The sequence below is a fragment of the Shinella granuli genome (genome assembly GCF_004341885.1).
Taxonomy (GTDB): domain Bacteria; phylum Pseudomonadota; class Alphaproteobacteria; order Rhizobiales; family Rhizobiaceae; genus Shinella; species Shinella granuli.
Genome location: NZ_SLVX01000002.1, coordinates 1 through 12,662, shown reverse-complemented (window position 1 = coordinate 12,662; position 12,662 = coordinate 1). Strand labels below are relative to the sequence as shown.

The window sequence follows — 12,662 nt, the reverse complement described above, 5'->3', positions numbered from 1 at the left end:
CGTCGGTGGGTGGGCAGCGTTTGCCGACATGCAAGCAGACATACAAAAGGGGCCGCGGAGGCCCCTTTTACATCTGTCGCCTCGCCTCCCCGCTCAGAAGAAGAAGTACCAGAGCAGGAGAACGACGAAGAGCGGAACGCCCATCAGCCAGAGGATCAAAGCCCGAGCCATCGAAATTTCCTTTCCCAAACCGTTGTGTCGATCGGGAAATGGCCGGGGCGCCAAATTGTTCCATCAGCAGTTGGTGAAAGGCCGCCTCACCGCTCGCGGAACGCCTTGGCGAAATAGTCGGCGAGCGGCTTGACCAGATATTCCAGCGGCGAGCGCTCGGAGGTCTGGATGAAGGTCTCGACGGGCATGCCGGGCATGACATGCTTGTCGCCGAGCTTGATCATCTCGCCGGCATCCGGCTTGATCTCGGCCTTGTAGTAGGTGGCGCCGGTGCGCTGGTCGGCGAGCACGTCGGCGGCGACCTTGGTCACATGGCCGAAGATTTCCGGCGTCGAGCGGTGGTCGAAGGCGGCGAAGCGGATATGCGCCATCTGGCCGACATGGACCTGGTCGATCTGCGTCGGCGGGATCTGCGTGGTGATGACGAGGTCCTGCTCCTGCGGGATGATGTAGAGCAGCGGATCGGCCGGGCGGATGACCGAGCGCAGCGCATGGACCTGCATGCCGAGCACGACGCCGGCCATCGGCGCGGTGATGTCCATGCGGCTCAGCGTCTCCAGCTTGGCGTTGCGGTTCTCCTTGAGCTCGGCGACCTTCGCCTCGATCTCGCGCAGCGCCGTCGTCGCCTCCTCGCGCACCGTCGAATGGATGTTGAGGATGGCGATCTCGATCTCGGCGACGCGGCCGGCATTTTCCGCGATGTTGGCGCGGGCCTGGCTGATCGTGCCGAGGATTTCCGCCTCCTCGCGCTGCAGCGCCAGCACGCGGCTGGCATTGGTCAGCGACTGGGCGAGCAGCTTGTTCTGGGCCTCCAGTTCCTTGCCGATCAGGCCGAGCTGGGTTTCCAGCGCCTTGATGCGGCTTTCCAGGCCCTCGTTCTGCTTGGCGATCTGCGCCTTCTTCTCCTGGAGCTGGGCGACCTGCTTGCCGCGCGTTTCGGCGCGCGCCGCCATCAGCCGCTTCTGGCCGGCGACGATCTCGGCCGCTCCCGGGTCGGTGGCGACGGCTTTCAGCAGTTCGGGATCGAAGCTGATCTCGGCCGTCTCGTCCTGCTCGGCCTGGAGGCGTGCGGCGGTGCCGAGCAGGCTGAAGAGCTGGCCCTCGATGACGGCGAGCTCGGAGCGGTCGAAGGTGTCGTCGAGACGCATCAGCACATCGCCCGCCTTCACCGTGTCGCCCTCCTTGACGCGGATCTGGCCGACCACGCCGCCCGTCAGGTGCTGCACGATCTGGCGGTTGCTGGCGACCTCGATGATGCCGCCGGCGACGACCGCGCCGTTGATGCGCGTCAGCGCCGCCCAGGCGCCCATGCCGCCGAGCAGCACGAAGACCGTCGCATAGCCGGCGATCGCATAGCCCCGGCTGGTCCACTTCTTGTCCTTGGCGCCCGTTTCCCGAACCATGGCTCTAAACCCTTACTTGTTGCTGCCGCCCGTGCCGGCGACGACCTGCGTGTGGTTGCGCAGATGCGCGCGCAGCACGTCGTCGCGCGGGCCGAAGGCCAGGCGCTGGCCGTTTTCCATGATGAGGATGAGCTCGCATTCCTCGATCGCCGCCGGGCGGTGCGCCATGATGACGACGGACTTGCCCTCCGCCTTCAGGTTGCGGATGGCAAGGTTGAGCGCCATCGAGCCCTCGGCGTCGAGGTTGGAGTTCGGCTCGTCGAGCACGATCAGCACCGGATCGCCATAGAGCGCGCGGGCAAGGCCGACGCGCTGCTTCTGGCCGCCGGACAGCCGCCCGCCCATGGCCGGCAGCTTCGTGTCGTAGCCGTCCGGCAGGCGCAGGATCATGTCGTGCGCGCCGGCCTTCCTGGCCGCTTCCACCACCTTCACCGGGTCGGGATCGAGCGCCATGCGGGCGATGTTCTCCGCCACCGTGCCCTCGAACAGCACGACATCCTGCGGCAGGTAGCCGACATGTTCGGCAAGGCCGTCCGTGCCGTACTGCTCCAGCGAGGCGCCGTCGAGGCGCACCTTGCCGGCCGCCGGCGGCCATATGCCCGTCAGCACGCGGGCGAGCGTCGACTTGCCGGAAGCGCTCTGGCCGATGACGCCGAGCGCCTGGCCGGGATGCAGCTCCAGATTCAGCATGCGCAGCGTGGCGACCTGTTCGCCGGGCGGCACGACCGTGACCTGCTCGACCTCCAGGATCGCGCGGGGCTTCGGCAGCGCGGTGCGGGGATCCTCCTCCGGCACGCGCGACAGCAGCTGGGCGAGGTTGCGCCAGCCCTGCCCGGCGCGCTGGATGAGCGACCACTGGCCGATCGCGCCCTCGATGGGCGCCAGCGCCCGGCCGATGATGATGGAGCTGGCGATCATCGCGCCGGCGGTGATCTCGTTCTGCAGCACCAGATAGGCGCCGAGCGCCAGGATCGCCGACTGCAGGAAGACGCGGAAGGTCTTCGAGCTGATCGAATAGAAGCCGTTGCTGTCGGAATAGCGGATATTGGCCTCGAGCGCCTTGTCGCGCAAAAGCTGCCAGCGGCCGGCGACGGCGCGGCGCATGCCAAGCGCGCGCACCGTGTCGCTCTCCTTCTGCAGCGTCTGGGTCATCTCGTCGCTGAGCCGGCCGGCGATCATCGCCCGCTCCTGATCTTCCTTCGTGCCGTTCTGGTTGAGCCAGGTGAGCCCGACGAGGATGAGGCCGCCGACGATGCCGAGCACGCCCATCCAGGGATGGAAGGTGAAGATGACGAAGAGGAAGAAGGGCGTCCACGGAATGTCGAAGACCGTGAAGAGCGCGGGCGAGGACAGCACCTTCTGGATCGCGTCGAGATCGCGCATGCCGGTGACGGTGGAGATGCCCTGGGCATGCAGGTTCGTGCGGTCGAGCACGGCGTTGAAGACGCGCTTGTCGAAGCGGGCCTGGAAGCGGGCGCCGATGCGCGCGGCGACGCGGCTGCGGATATGGTCGAGCACGCCCATGACGAAATAGAGGCCGATGATGAGGCCGGTCAGCGCCACCAGCGTCGCCTCCGAGCGGGAGGAGAGCACCCGGTCGTAGATCTGCAGCATGAAGAGCGGCCCGGTCAGCACGAGCAGGTTCACGAAGAAGCTGAAGAGCCCTATGGCGAGAAAGCCCGCGGCGCTCGATTTCAGCGCCGTCCTGAGTTCCTCTACACCGGCCTTGCCCGATGGAAGCATGACAATGTCTCTTTAAAGATCGACGCCGGAAGCCGGCCGATGGGACGACCGTCATCCGGGCGGCGAAGGGCCACTCGACCGCTCCGCCGCGACCGGCCGGATGCGGGGGCCGCCCGCATGGCTGCGCGCGTCCTCGTTTGAAGACGGTATAGGGCCCGATTTATTCACAAATCAACAGAATTCCGACGAAGCGATCAAAACATAACCCAAACGGTCATGTTTTCTTGTCGCACGTCGGCGCTTCCTGCCCGTCGCTTTTGATCTCGATCTTGGCGAGAATGAAGAGCACGATGAAACACGCACCGGTCGCGACGGCTGCGACGAACCAGTAGCCGAGGCCGATCGAAAGCCCGACGGCGCCGGCAAGCCACATGCCCGCCCCCGTCGTCAGCCCCTTCACCTCGCCGCGCGAGAAGACGATCATGCCCGCGGCGAGGAACGCCACGCCCGACGTGACCGCCTCGATGACGCGCAGCGGATCGATGCGCACCTGCTCGTCGGAAAAGTCCGCCATGTGCACGCTCTCGATGGACAGGATGGCGAAGACGCAGGCCGCGAGCGCGACGAGGATATGGGTGCGCAGCCCCGCCGCATGGGCGCGGTATTCCCGTTCCGCCCCGATCACCGCCCCGAGCAGGATCGCGCCCGTCATGCGGGCGAGGAGCACGGGATAGGGCACCGCGGTGCGTGGAAAGAGGTCGGCGATGATCTGTTCCATGGCGCGCAAACGCGAAAACCACACACCGGTTCCCGCCGCCCCCCCGAAAACAAAAATCGCCCGGCTTTCCGGCACTTTCCCCAACAGCACGATTTTTTTTGATATTTTGCGCTTGTCGAAACGAAAAGCCTGTTCTATAGAGGCGCCGCTGGTCACGGAGTGTAGCGCAGTCTGGTAGCGCACCACGTTCGGGACGTGGGGGTCGAGTGTTCGAATCACTCCACTCCGACCAGCTCGAACCCCTGAAATTCAGGCGGCTCTGACATTCTCCCGAAAAGCCTCATAAAAATCACGGCAACGAATACGGCAATGAATGGCTACTTCATTCGCCCTGCCCTCCCTGTTGTGAAAGCTTCTCCGACACCAGCCTGATGGTCTGGGTGGTGATGGCCGTAAGTTTTCTCAAGCGTCTCCAGGGTCATCCCCAGATAGCCAGATGCCTCCCATTTGTCGGTGGCTGCCTGCATGAGCCATGTGGCCGCCGTGTGCCGCAAAGTGTGACGGACGACGCCCTCGGCGCCCTCACCCAACACCTCGTCGACTAGGTTGCGGAAGGCTCGCTTGGGATCTGCTGGCTTGCCGTTGTACTCGACGACATACTTAGCGCCCTTCGCATGCCACCGCCTCATATGGGCAAGCAGACGAGCAGGAAGGCGGATCGGCGGTGCACGCTTTTTCGAGGCCACCATTTCGCCTTCCCACGCCCTGTAGAAGACACCGGCCTCCAGATCGATGTAAGGCCGGCCCTCTTCCTTCACGAACGACGCCTGCCATATCCGCGATGAGCGACTGCCGGTATAGACTGCCGCAAGAGCGAATCGCGCGATGTGGACGGTCGGCCTCCTCTTGTTCGGGGCGCCACGGAATCTTCCACGCTTGCGATAGGCGGCCCAGATCAGCTTGGCGAGGGTCGCCCGATCGAGATGCTTCACCCTCCCCTTGGCCTTCGGCGGCAGGGTGACCGTTACAGACTGGCGGGTGACGTTGTCGGCAATGGCCTGACGGCACGCCGCGCGGAGATCCTCCAGTTCACGCCGGGAGCCGTTCTGATTTCCGCGGCGCCTAACATACTCGGCACAGGTGCCGCTCGTGATGTCGTCGAGTGTCTTGTCGCCCCAGAATGCCATAAGGTTCTCGGCTCGCGCCGCGAGTTCCTTTGGACGGGTCGCGATGTCCTTCTTCAAGGAAAGATAGTGCGCCAGCACCTCGGCGATCGTCACTTCGGATGCCGCTCGGTTGCGCTTCGGAGCCTCGGCAAGAAACTGCCTCCCGATATGTTCCGCTAGCGCTTTCTCAGCTCCTGCACGATCATGCTGACTGCAGCCTGTGCGGAACTGCTTCCCCCCGTCGAGGATGAGCCAGACCGCCTCTCGGTCCTTGTCGGCCGGGCGGAGCCACAATCTGGCTGGTTTGCGGGCACGCGACATTGCTCCTTCATCTCCTCTATCGATCGCATCGTCGTGAAATCCTTGCCAGCAATCCTCATAAGCACGAGGCGACCACGCGCGGCCTCCTTTCGGAGACCGCTTACAGTCATTCCGCCGTGCGGAAACGCGACAGGGAGGATGTCAGCCAGCCTGACCGGTGCGTCAGGCTGAATGTTGTCGTTGGCGGGGGTGAGGTGCAGCATTGCCCCTCATCGTTCCAACGACGTGAACTTCTCGAACGCCTGCGCGTGAAGGTTTGCGCACGCCATCATGACGGCAAGGTAGTATTCCGAGTTTGTTAGCCCGTTATACGCGTCATTGCTCTCGATCATCTGCTGCAAGTACGCTTGGTCATTCTCGGGGTTCAAAAGCGCCGAAACATTTTCAACGATTACGCCGGAAATCTGGTTGATGCGCATTGTGTCATTCGCGAGCTGTGCCATGTCTTCACCTCCTAATGCATCAAGCCAGACGACGGCTCGGAATCGGCAGAAGCGGCCCCGCCGGTCGGCTCGCCCCAGACCAAGTCTGTCTGGGCCATGTCCTCATCGACGTGCCTGGAGGTATAGGGCGACATCTCGACATCCGACTGAATAGCCGGCTGCTCTTCGGTTACCGCCTCGCTCTCCTTCTCGAAAGCGCGCAGCAGCTTTGCCGTGCTGCTATAAACGCCTGCCGCATTCATGAACGCAGCATTGACGGCACGTCCAATTTGTAGGCCGATCTCGGAAATCGTGACGACTTCGGCTTCGCTGTACCCTTCACGATCGAGCCGGTCGACCGTCTCAACGTAGATCGTCTTGTTGCGGAAAGCGCCTGCGGCGGCGAGCTCCCTACCCTTCTCAGCAAGGCCCGCGATCGAGCGCACGTCGATCATCCCTATAGCCGATACCGCCGGCTCTGCTTCTGCGATGGCCTTCGCGAAGGCATCAACAAGCTTATCGCGATCAATCTGAATCATATCGGTCAATTTCTTCTCCTCTTTGCTGTTAGCGCGTCCGCCGCTTGATGCGAGCGGGTTACACGTGGTGCCGTTACGCAGAACGCTTGCTGGCAACACGCGCCATATCTTCGACTGAAGGGTATTCCCGAAGGGCGCGGACAATGGCGACCGCGACCTCATCGACGGTTTCAGGAAGGAAGCTAAATCCGATCGACGCCAGAACTCCGCTCCTTGCCTCGCTGAGGCCGTCGTAGTGCGGATTATCGACGTCGGTTTCCATATCCTCGATAACTGCAAATGCATCGCTTGTGCCGCTCTGGCCGGAGAGAGCTTTCAGGCGCGCCACGGCGTCAGCATTCCTGGGGTCTTCTTGGTGGCGCTCCGCCTTGCGCGCACGCCATTCTGCGGTCTTGTCGAGTTGAAAGGAAAGTTCGTTGGTCAATGTCTTCTCCTCATAGGTGACGCGCCCGTCTTTGGATTGAATGCGTATCAACACTGTTACTCTCGATTCAATCGATGGTCAAGCTATCGAAACTAAAAATATCGATACTGGAGCTTTCGATAAATTGACACGTTTCGGTGATGTCGCTATAGAAGCGCGATACAACCAACACAGGAGATAGGGACTTGGCGAAACCAGGCGAACTGGCGGAATTGATTTCGCGGCGTTTCAGGCTGGAAGTAGCAACCGTTCGTCAGCAAGCCCGCGAACTTCGTGACCACGGCCTTATGAGCAAGGAAAAGGCCGGACGTGGCGCGGGATCGATGACCGCGCGAGACGCGGCGCACCTTTTGGTGGCGGCTGCGGTCACTACTTCGGTCAAAAAAAGCGTCGAATGCGTGCGTCAGTATCAATCGTGCCGCGTGACCGACTGGCGTGGCCACCGAAAGACATGGACCTTAGCGTTCCTACCGTGCGTAGAAATAAACATCCTGCCGGACGACCACAGTATCGTTGACGTTATTGAAGCGGCACTAGTTTCATTTTCTAAAGGTGATTGGGCTGATGAGCATAACCCGTTCGAAATGGAACGACGCGATATGGGAAAACCGGAAATGAGGTTTTATCTTTCTGGTCCGGTTGTTTCCGCATCATCTAATATTACATTGTTTAAATATGATAGAGCAGGACATATATCTCATGATGCTGAACAAGAATCTCACTACTATGGCGATCCAGATGAGAAAAAGATTGACTATATATTTCATGCAGTCTTTACGCACGTTACATTGATTGAAATAGCCAATATTCTCCGCGCCTAAACTCGGTTTTCTGCGGCTGGCTTTCCACGTCTGCAATAGGCGGCCAGCGCGCGTCGCATGTGGGGGACGTGGTATCGCGCTGGCCTGTGGTGACTGCGAATAGAAAAGCCGCGCGTCACCAAGCGAGGAGCAGCAACGCGCGGCACCTTCCTGATCGGACATGACGACGGTCGGGAAGGAAATGGAGCCCTTGGCGAGATTCGAACTCGCATCATCCGTTACCGCTGTCGGGGTAGAAGTCCCGCGCGGATACAAGGGCGAAATGGTTAGGAGGCGGGATAAACCGCGTATTCGGCGCGTTCGATCCAAGCATATGCGCGGTCGCCCGCACGGTGTTCCTGGGCTCACTCGTCGACGGCTTCCTTCGCGTGCTCGAAGCTGAGCGCGACACCAAGGCAACCGACCTGACCGTTGAGGCACGTCATCATCACGAATCTCGGCTGGGTCATGGCTGTTTCTCCGTCGGAAACTTCACGCCATCCGCAATCACCGGCACGTACTCCGGTGTGATCGTCATGGCCAACTCGCCGTCTTTGTAGAGGTCCAGGCCAAGCCCGTGTTCATTGTGCTTCGCCAGATAGCTCTCACGGCCGACGAAGACGGTGGAGCCTTCGGGATACCAATCGCGCCAGTTCATGCCATCATCTCCCTGTAGATTTCGCCCGTACGGACGGTCTTGTAGGTCAGCCAGTCCATCGCACCGCGACCGGTGTTGCATTCGCTGCAAGCCAGCGCGAGGTTGTCGGGAGCGTTTGTCCCGCCATCGGCCTTGCGGCGCAGGTGCTCGATCGTTTCGCTCGAAGGATGTGGCTTTTTGTCCTTGTGTGGCGGCCCCATCTGGCGAGCGCAGTAGCAGCACATCCCGCCCTGCGCTTCGCGGAGGCGGCGGCGTACCCTCATGAACTTTGCCATCAGGCTGCCTCCTCTCCGCACAACATCCCGAACCCCTGCTCGATCAGACCGTCGTGGTCGGCGATGCCGCGTTCGGAAGGATCTTCCTCGCGCTCGTCGTCCTCGAGGTCTGGATCGCCGTCAGCGGCATCCAGGAGGGCGATCAGCACGTCGATGGCGCGCTCGATCTTGTGGCGCTGGATGTTCATGCTGCTTCCCCCTCAATGTCCAGACCGACCAGCGCTCGGTACATAGTGACCGTCTCCTCGCTGCTCGCTTCGACCTTCGTGATCCGCAGCGCCTCCAGCGTGGCGACCTTGATGCGCAGGAGATGAGGATTTCCGTCATAGCATATGACGTCGGCGGCATCGCCGCGGATGCCCAGGATCATCAGGGGCCACTTGCGGCCGCCCTCCTTCTCGAAGTCAACCACATCGCCGGGCTGAAACTTCGGCGGGTTCTGCTGGCGAAGGTGCCGCCGAAAAGCGGCGATGGTCGTGGGGTTGTTGCTTAGGGCGGTGGCTTGGGGCTGCGTCATGTTGAGTTGCTCCGTTGCGATCTTCCAATCTTGGTGATAGGAATATCTCAAGAAGGACACATGTCAATAGGTTAATATCATAGTGATAGAAAAATATCATATTACGGGGCGACAGGTTTCAGCAGCCCGGGCGCTAGCCGGAATTTCGCAAGCCGATCTTGCGAAGGCCGCCAACATCTCGTTGCCGACACTCAGACGCATGGAGGCATCCACCGGGCCGATGTCAGGTATGCCGAACAATGTCGCCGCGGTAGTGCAGGCACTATTGGATTTCGGGATATTGTTCATCCCCTCGAACGGCAACGGCTGCGGAGTACGCCTGCGGGATCGGCAGGGTTAGATCCTGGATCCGAATGAACGCAGGCGCGTAGGTGGCAGCGCGTATCGCTACGAAGGGGCGCGCCGCTTGAGGGATGTCAGATTTGAAATCAAGCACAAAGCCGTCGCCGGTCGGCGTGGATGCAGATTTTGAACAGTTCAACGAGACGGGGGCGTTCAAACTCGGCCGTCGCGTCAACGAAGAATTGTTCCTTCTCCTCAATTTCCTCAATGGAGGCTGCTGGCGTTACCACAATCTCTTCTTCAATCTCGTTTAGGGTAATCGCGAGATGGCTTCCTACTACGTCTGATACTTCATGCATCAGTTCTAGTACGCGCCTTCGCTGCTCGATCAACGCTTGCACGGGAATGAAATTTGGGACGATAAAGCTGTCTGACATTTGACCTTTCCTTCTATTGAGGCCGAACGAAGTCGGCCGGTTAAAACCAGTGTCGTCGCTCTCTCCTCAATAGTGGTGGTATGCCTGCGGTTCGGTATGCCGCGCAGTGTTTATAGCGCCAAGGGGCTTCGCATGTCAAGAAAAAGACCTCGCAAGCCACTGATTTTCTTGACAAATTTGTAAATGTATATTATGGCAGGCCCCTCGCCGCGGAAAAATCGACCCAATGTTTTCAAAGGCTTGCCGGCGCTAAAACATTGAAATCATTCGGCACCGATCCGTGCTAACCCCTTGATTTCCAACCATCCAATTTTGGATTGCCCCCATTCTCGTGCCCCTCGACAACCCCGCCGCATGGTGACAGAGTTCACGCACCACGACGATTTAGCCATGCCCGCCAAACCCATCCTCATATACCGCCTAACGCCTGCTCAGATCGAAGAGACCCAACCAAGCACCTGCGTTCCCGCACGATCGTTGCGCGACCGGGCCGCCCGATCCCGGTATCCAGCGCCCCTGGAACAAATTCGTATGCTTTTCATTCTTGGTGCTCAATCACAGCAAAGGGAGCCCCACCATGAAAACGCTGGCTGATATTTTCGAGCACACCCTGCAGGACGTCTACTACGCGGAAAACGCCATCACGAAGGCGCTGCCGAAGGTGGCAAAGGCTGCCAAGAGCGCCGAGCTCAAGAAGGCGGCTGAGGAACATCTTGCGGAAACCAAAGAGCAGATCAAAAAGCTGGACCAGGTCTTCAAGTCGATCGGCAAGAAGGCCTCCGGCGAGAAGTGCGACGCCATCGAGGGTCTGATCAAGGAAGCCGATGGCCTGATGGAAGAGGCAGAAGGCACCGCGCTGGATGCCGGCCTGCTCGCTGCCTGCCAGGCTGTGGAGCACTATGAGATCGCACGTTACGGTTCGCTCCGCGAATGGGCCAAGGATCTCGGCCACGACGAAGCGCACAAGCTTCTGAGCGAGATCCTTGACCAGGAGAAGGCGACCAACAACAAGCTGACGAACCTAGCCGTGACGGCGATCAATAAGACCACGGCGGCAAAGAAAGCCGCGTAGTCATCCCCTGCCGCCGACCGTCCCGTGATAGCCGCTCGCCCCAGCAACAGGGCGGGCGGTTTTCTTGGGAGCAATGGCAGGGTATACAAGGTGGTTATGCGGTTCACATGCGCCTATCGGTCAAGCCTTCATGGTTTTTCGCCCACCCTTCAGCCTGAAGTACTTGCATTGTCGGGACGCGCCACCGTCGGCACACCGAGTAATCCACGATCGGTATATGTGAGCGCGTTGAATAAGCGATCCAAGCTTCACGCTCCCATCGGCGATTAATGTTCACGATGCAAAGACCGTAGGCACGGTCTCACTTCGCACGCATCACAAATGTCCCGCTCGCGCCGGAGTATTTAGTTAGTCTTCCGGCCTGCAGCCATGTTCTGCGAGCGCCGCCTCCGCGCCGATTCTGACACGTCCGGTCCCGATGGCGTCAATGGTTTCTGCTAGCACTCTAATACAATCATCGGATAGTCGCACCGCGCAGTGACCTTCAGATCGAATCATCTTTTCAATCGTTCTTGCGAGCAAACTTGCGATCTCGACTTTGCACCGGTTCATTGTAGAGCTCCCTTCGATATGAGGAAAGCATAACCATTTCGCGTAATCCAGACTCCCGTTTACATAAGCGCCGAGATTTTAGAAGTGATGGAAATTTTGACAACCTCGCCCCGCAATGGCATTTTCGCGTACTAACGCGATTTAGCCATGCCTGCCAAACCCATCCTGATATACCGCCTGACGCCCGCCCAGATCGACCTCGTCGATCGCTTGGCGACCAGCGACGGAATCGTCATGGACGGGCTCTCCTACCAGGATCTGGTCGCATTCCAGGAACTGGAGAAGCTGGGCTTCGCTGACATGCGCGTCGAGCCCCGAAAGAAGATCAGGATCGTCATCACCGATCAGGGCGCCAAGTTGCGTGCGGCCGGCTATATCTCGAAGAAACCCGTCGTCCGCCTCACGGCACCCCAAGTCCAAGCCTTGCGCTTCCTTGCGGTGCGGGTGCGGCATTTCAACGACATCCCTGCCGAGATGAAGGATGTGGTCCGCCGCCTTCGGCTGCGTGGCTGGGCGACCATGGAGCAGGATGCAGAGGGGCGGTTCTGGACCGCGCTGACGACGGAGGGATGGGAGATTGTGGATCTGCTGGACTAGGGTCGCTGCGCCGCGCACCGGTACCGCACTGAATTTATTCACGAACCGTACCGATTTCGCTGATCCCGGCCTTCACATACACCCAATTTCTATATTCTATAGCGGCGGGCTCTGAAGGCCCTCCCAGTGGCATGAGCCAATGTGCCACTCGAATTGCCCCGCTTCGGCGGGGCTTTTTTTGTGTCAACCTCGAACGCCCAGTGGGTCGTCGGTAGGGTAGCAAAGAACCAGCACCTGGCGTCGCCTCAGGCGCCGTCCGATTTTCCCCAGCCCAGCTTACGGCACAGCTCCTCACCCGCGCCTATCGCTTCCTTCTGGGTCTTGAAGGGGCCGGCCAGATAGTGCGACTTACCGCGGAATTCGACTAGGACGCCCTTATTCAGCACGTCATAGACAATGTGCATTCCAATCTCATACTTCATCAAATCACCTCCTGCCCTCCATACGGCCGGCAGCATGATCGAATCAAATCAATCAGCTCGTTAACCCCAAGAATTGAGGTTAATCAGGAAGCGGGTGACCACCCCTCCCGGTTCCACCTTGACTCCCACTCGAATGAGAACAAAATAGGAACATAGTCCGCCGAGCGGACGCAATTCCTATGAGGTTCCCCATGTCGACCAAA

17 protein-coding genes and 2 tRNA genes are annotated in these 12,662 nt (G+C 60.1%); 5 read left to right on the top strand and 14 right to left on the bottom strand.

Annotated features, from left to right (window positions below):
- Positions 1–257 precede the first annotated feature (257 nt).
- The 3 genes from EV665_RS03235 to EV665_RS03225 form a co-directional block, all read right to left on the bottom strand.
- Positions 258–1,574, bottom strand: coding sequence for an HlyD family type I secretion periplasmic adaptor subunit (locus EV665_RS03235; RefSeq protein WP_064329402.1), 1,317 nt, complete (start codon positions 1,572–1,574; stop codon positions 258–260).
- A gap of 12 nt (positions 1,575–1,586) precedes the next feature.
- Complete coding sequence (locus EV665_RS03230) at positions 1,587–3,317, bottom strand: type I secretion system permease/ATPase (protein WP_064329401.1); 1,731 nt, start codon at positions 3,315–3,317, stop codon at positions 1,587–1,589.
- Between the two features lie 214 nt (positions 3,318–3,531).
- On the bottom strand, positions 3,532–4,035 hold the full coding sequence (locus EV665_RS03225; RefSeq protein ID WP_133033081.1) for an MgtC/SapB family protein: 504 nt from the start codon (positions 4,033–4,035) through the stop codon (positions 3,532–3,534).
- A gap of 155 nt (positions 4,036–4,190) precedes the next feature.
- Here EV665_RS03225 and EV665_RS03220 point away from each other — a divergent pair.
- Positions 4,191–4,267 (top strand) — tRNA-Pro (locus EV665_RS03220).
- Positions 4,268–4,352: 85 nt separating this feature from the next.
- Here the strand turns inward: EV665_RS03220 and EV665_RS03215 are convergent.
- The 4 genes from EV665_RS03215 to EV665_RS03200 form a co-directional block, all read right to left on the bottom strand.
- Positions 4,353–5,462, bottom strand: a complete 1,110-nt coding sequence (locus tag EV665_RS03215; protein WP_133033080.1) for a site-specific integrase — start codon at positions 5,460–5,462, stop codon at positions 4,353–4,355.
- A 209-nt stretch (positions 5,463–5,671) separates the two neighbouring features.
- A complete protein-coding gene (locus tag EV665_RS03210) occupies positions 5,672–5,905 on the bottom strand; it encodes a hypothetical protein (protein ID WP_133033079.1) in 234 nt (77 codons plus the stop codon).
- An 11-nt stretch (positions 5,906–5,916) separates the two neighbouring features.
- Positions 5,917–6,432: a hypothetical protein gene (locus EV665_RS03205; protein WP_133033078.1), complete on the bottom strand. Its 516-nt coding sequence runs from the start codon at positions 6,430–6,432 to the stop codon at positions 5,917–5,919.
- A 64-nt stretch (positions 6,433–6,496) separates the two neighbouring features.
- Complete coding sequence (locus EV665_RS03200) at positions 6,497–6,847, bottom strand: hypothetical protein (protein ID WP_133033077.1); 351 nt, start codon at positions 6,845–6,847, stop codon at positions 6,497–6,499.
- Between the two features lie 185 nt (positions 6,848–7,032).
- Between EV665_RS03200 and EV665_RS03195 the strand changes: the two genes are divergently transcribed.
- Positions 7,033–7,668: a hypothetical protein gene (locus tag EV665_RS03195; protein ID WP_133033076.1), complete on the top strand. Its 636-nt coding sequence runs from the start codon at positions 7,033–7,035 to the stop codon at positions 7,666–7,668.
- Positions 7,669–7,850: 182 nt separating this feature from the next.
- Here the strand turns inward: EV665_RS03195 and EV665_RS32195 are convergent.
- The 5 genes from EV665_RS32195 to EV665_RS03175 all read right to left on the bottom strand — a co-directional run bounded on the left by EV665_RS32195 (position 7,851) and on the right by EV665_RS03175 (position 9,097).
- A tRNA-OTHER gene (locus EV665_RS32195) sits at positions 7,851–7,927 on the bottom strand.
- A gap of 186 nt (positions 7,928–8,113) precedes the next feature.
- On the bottom strand, positions 8,114–8,305 hold the full coding sequence (locus EV665_RS03190) for a hypothetical protein (RefSeq protein ID WP_133033075.1): 192 nt from the start codon (positions 8,303–8,305) through the stop codon (positions 8,114–8,116).
- Entirely contained in the window at positions 8,302–8,580 is a 279-nt protein-coding gene (locus tag EV665_RS03185; RefSeq protein WP_133033074.1) for an HNH endonuclease, read from the bottom strand. Before EV665_RS03185 ends, EV665_RS03190 begins: the two co-directional genes overlap by 4 nt.
- Positions 8,580–8,768, bottom strand: a complete 189-nt coding sequence (locus tag EV665_RS03180) for a hypothetical protein (RefSeq protein ID WP_133033073.1) — start codon at positions 8,766–8,768, stop codon at positions 8,580–8,582. The genes EV665_RS03185 and EV665_RS03180 overlap by 1 nt, the downstream gene beginning before the upstream one ends.
- The gene (locus EV665_RS03175) at positions 8,765–9,097 is read right to left on the bottom strand and encodes a hypothetical protein (protein WP_133033072.1); all 333 of its coding nucleotides are present in this window, start codon (positions 9,095–9,097) and stop codon (positions 8,765–8,767) included. The genes EV665_RS03180 and EV665_RS03175 overlap by 4 nt, the downstream gene beginning before the upstream one ends.
- 82 nt (positions 9,098–9,179) lie before the next feature.
- On the opposite strand from EV665_RS03175, the gene EV665_RS03170 reads away from it, so the two are divergent.
- A complete protein-coding gene (locus EV665_RS03170) occupies positions 9,180–9,437 on the top strand; it encodes a helix-turn-helix domain-containing protein (RefSeq protein ID WP_133033071.1) in 258 nt (85 codons plus the stop codon).
- 88 nt (positions 9,438–9,525) lie between these two features.
- Here EV665_RS03170 and EV665_RS03165 read toward each other — a convergent pair whose 3' ends face one another.
- On the bottom strand, positions 9,526–9,816 hold the full coding sequence (locus tag EV665_RS03165; RefSeq protein ID WP_133033070.1) for a hypothetical protein: 291 nt from the start codon (positions 9,814–9,816) through the stop codon (positions 9,526–9,528).
- 577 nt (positions 9,817–10,393) lie between these two features.
- Here EV665_RS03165 and EV665_RS03160 point away from each other — a divergent pair.
- The gene (locus EV665_RS03160; protein WP_133033069.1) at positions 10,394–10,888 is read left to right on the top strand and encodes a YciE/YciF ferroxidase family protein; all 495 of its coding nucleotides are present in this window, start codon (positions 10,394–10,396) and stop codon (positions 10,886–10,888) included.
- 699 nt (positions 10,889–11,587) lie between these two features.
- The gene (locus EV665_RS03155) at positions 11,588–12,037 is read left to right on the top strand and encodes a hypothetical protein (RefSeq protein WP_133033068.1); all 450 of its coding nucleotides are present in this window, start codon (positions 11,588–11,590) and stop codon (positions 12,035–12,037) included.
- A 245-nt stretch (positions 12,038–12,282) separates the two neighbouring features.
- On the opposite strand, the gene EV665_RS32190 is transcribed toward EV665_RS03155, so the two are convergent.
- Positions 12,283–12,459 (bottom strand): hypothetical protein, encoded by a 177-nt coding sequence (locus EV665_RS32190; protein WP_162852956.1) that lies wholly within the window; start codon positions 12,457–12,459, stop codon positions 12,283–12,285.
- Between the last annotated feature and the right edge of the window lie 203 nt (positions 12,460–12,662).

Excerpts from the sequence above, each read along its gene's own strand:
- EV665_RS03235 (WP_064329402.1), bottom strand. The coding sequence starts at position 1,574 with ATGGTTCGGGAAACGGGCGCCAAGGACAAGAAGTGGACCAGCCGGGGC.
- EV665_RS03230 (WP_064329401.1), bottom strand. The coding sequence starts at position 3,317 with ATGCTTCCATCGGGCAAGGCCGGTGTAGAGGAACTCAGGACGGCGCTG.
- EV665_RS03225 (WP_133033081.1), bottom strand. The coding sequence starts at position 4,035 with ATGGAACAGATCATCGCCGACCTCTTTCCACGCACCGCGGTGCCCTAT.
- EV665_RS03215 (WP_133033080.1), bottom strand. The coding sequence starts at position 5,462 with ATGTCGCGTGCCCGCAAACCAGCCAGATTGTGGCTCCGCCCGGCCGAC.
- EV665_RS03210 (WP_133033079.1), bottom strand. The coding sequence starts at position 5,905 with ATGGCACAGCTCGCGAATGACACAATGCGCATCAACCAGATTTCCGGC.
- EV665_RS03190 (WP_133033075.1), bottom strand. The coding sequence starts at position 8,305 with ATGAACTGGCGCGATTGGTATCCCGAAGGCTCCACCGTCTTCGTCGGC.
- EV665_RS03185 (WP_133033074.1), bottom strand. The coding sequence starts at position 8,580 with ATGGCAAAGTTCATGAGGGTACGCCGCCGCCTCCGCGAAGCGCAGGGC.
- EV665_RS03180 (WP_133033073.1), bottom strand. The coding sequence starts at position 8,768 with ATGAACATCCAGCGCCACAAGATCGAGCGCGCCATCGACGTGCTGATC.
- EV665_RS03175 (WP_133033072.1), bottom strand. The coding sequence starts at position 9,097 with ATGACGCAGCCCCAAGCCACCGCCCTAAGCAACAACCCCACGACCATC.
- EV665_RS03165 (WP_133033070.1), bottom strand. The coding sequence starts at position 9,816 with ATGTCAGACAGCTTTATCGTCCCAAATTTCATTCCCGTGCAAGCGTTG.
- EV665_RS03160 (WP_133033069.1), top strand. The coding sequence starts at position 10,394 with ATGAAAACGCTGGCTGATATTTTCGAGCACACCCTGCAGGACGTCTAC.
- EV665_RS03155 (WP_133033068.1), top strand. The coding sequence starts at position 11,588 with ATGCCTGCCAAACCCATCCTGATATACCGCCTGACGCCCGCCCAGATC.
- EV665_RS32190 (WP_162852956.1), bottom strand. The coding sequence starts at position 12,459 with ATGAAGTATGAGATTGGAATGCACATTGTCTATGACGTGCTGAATAAG.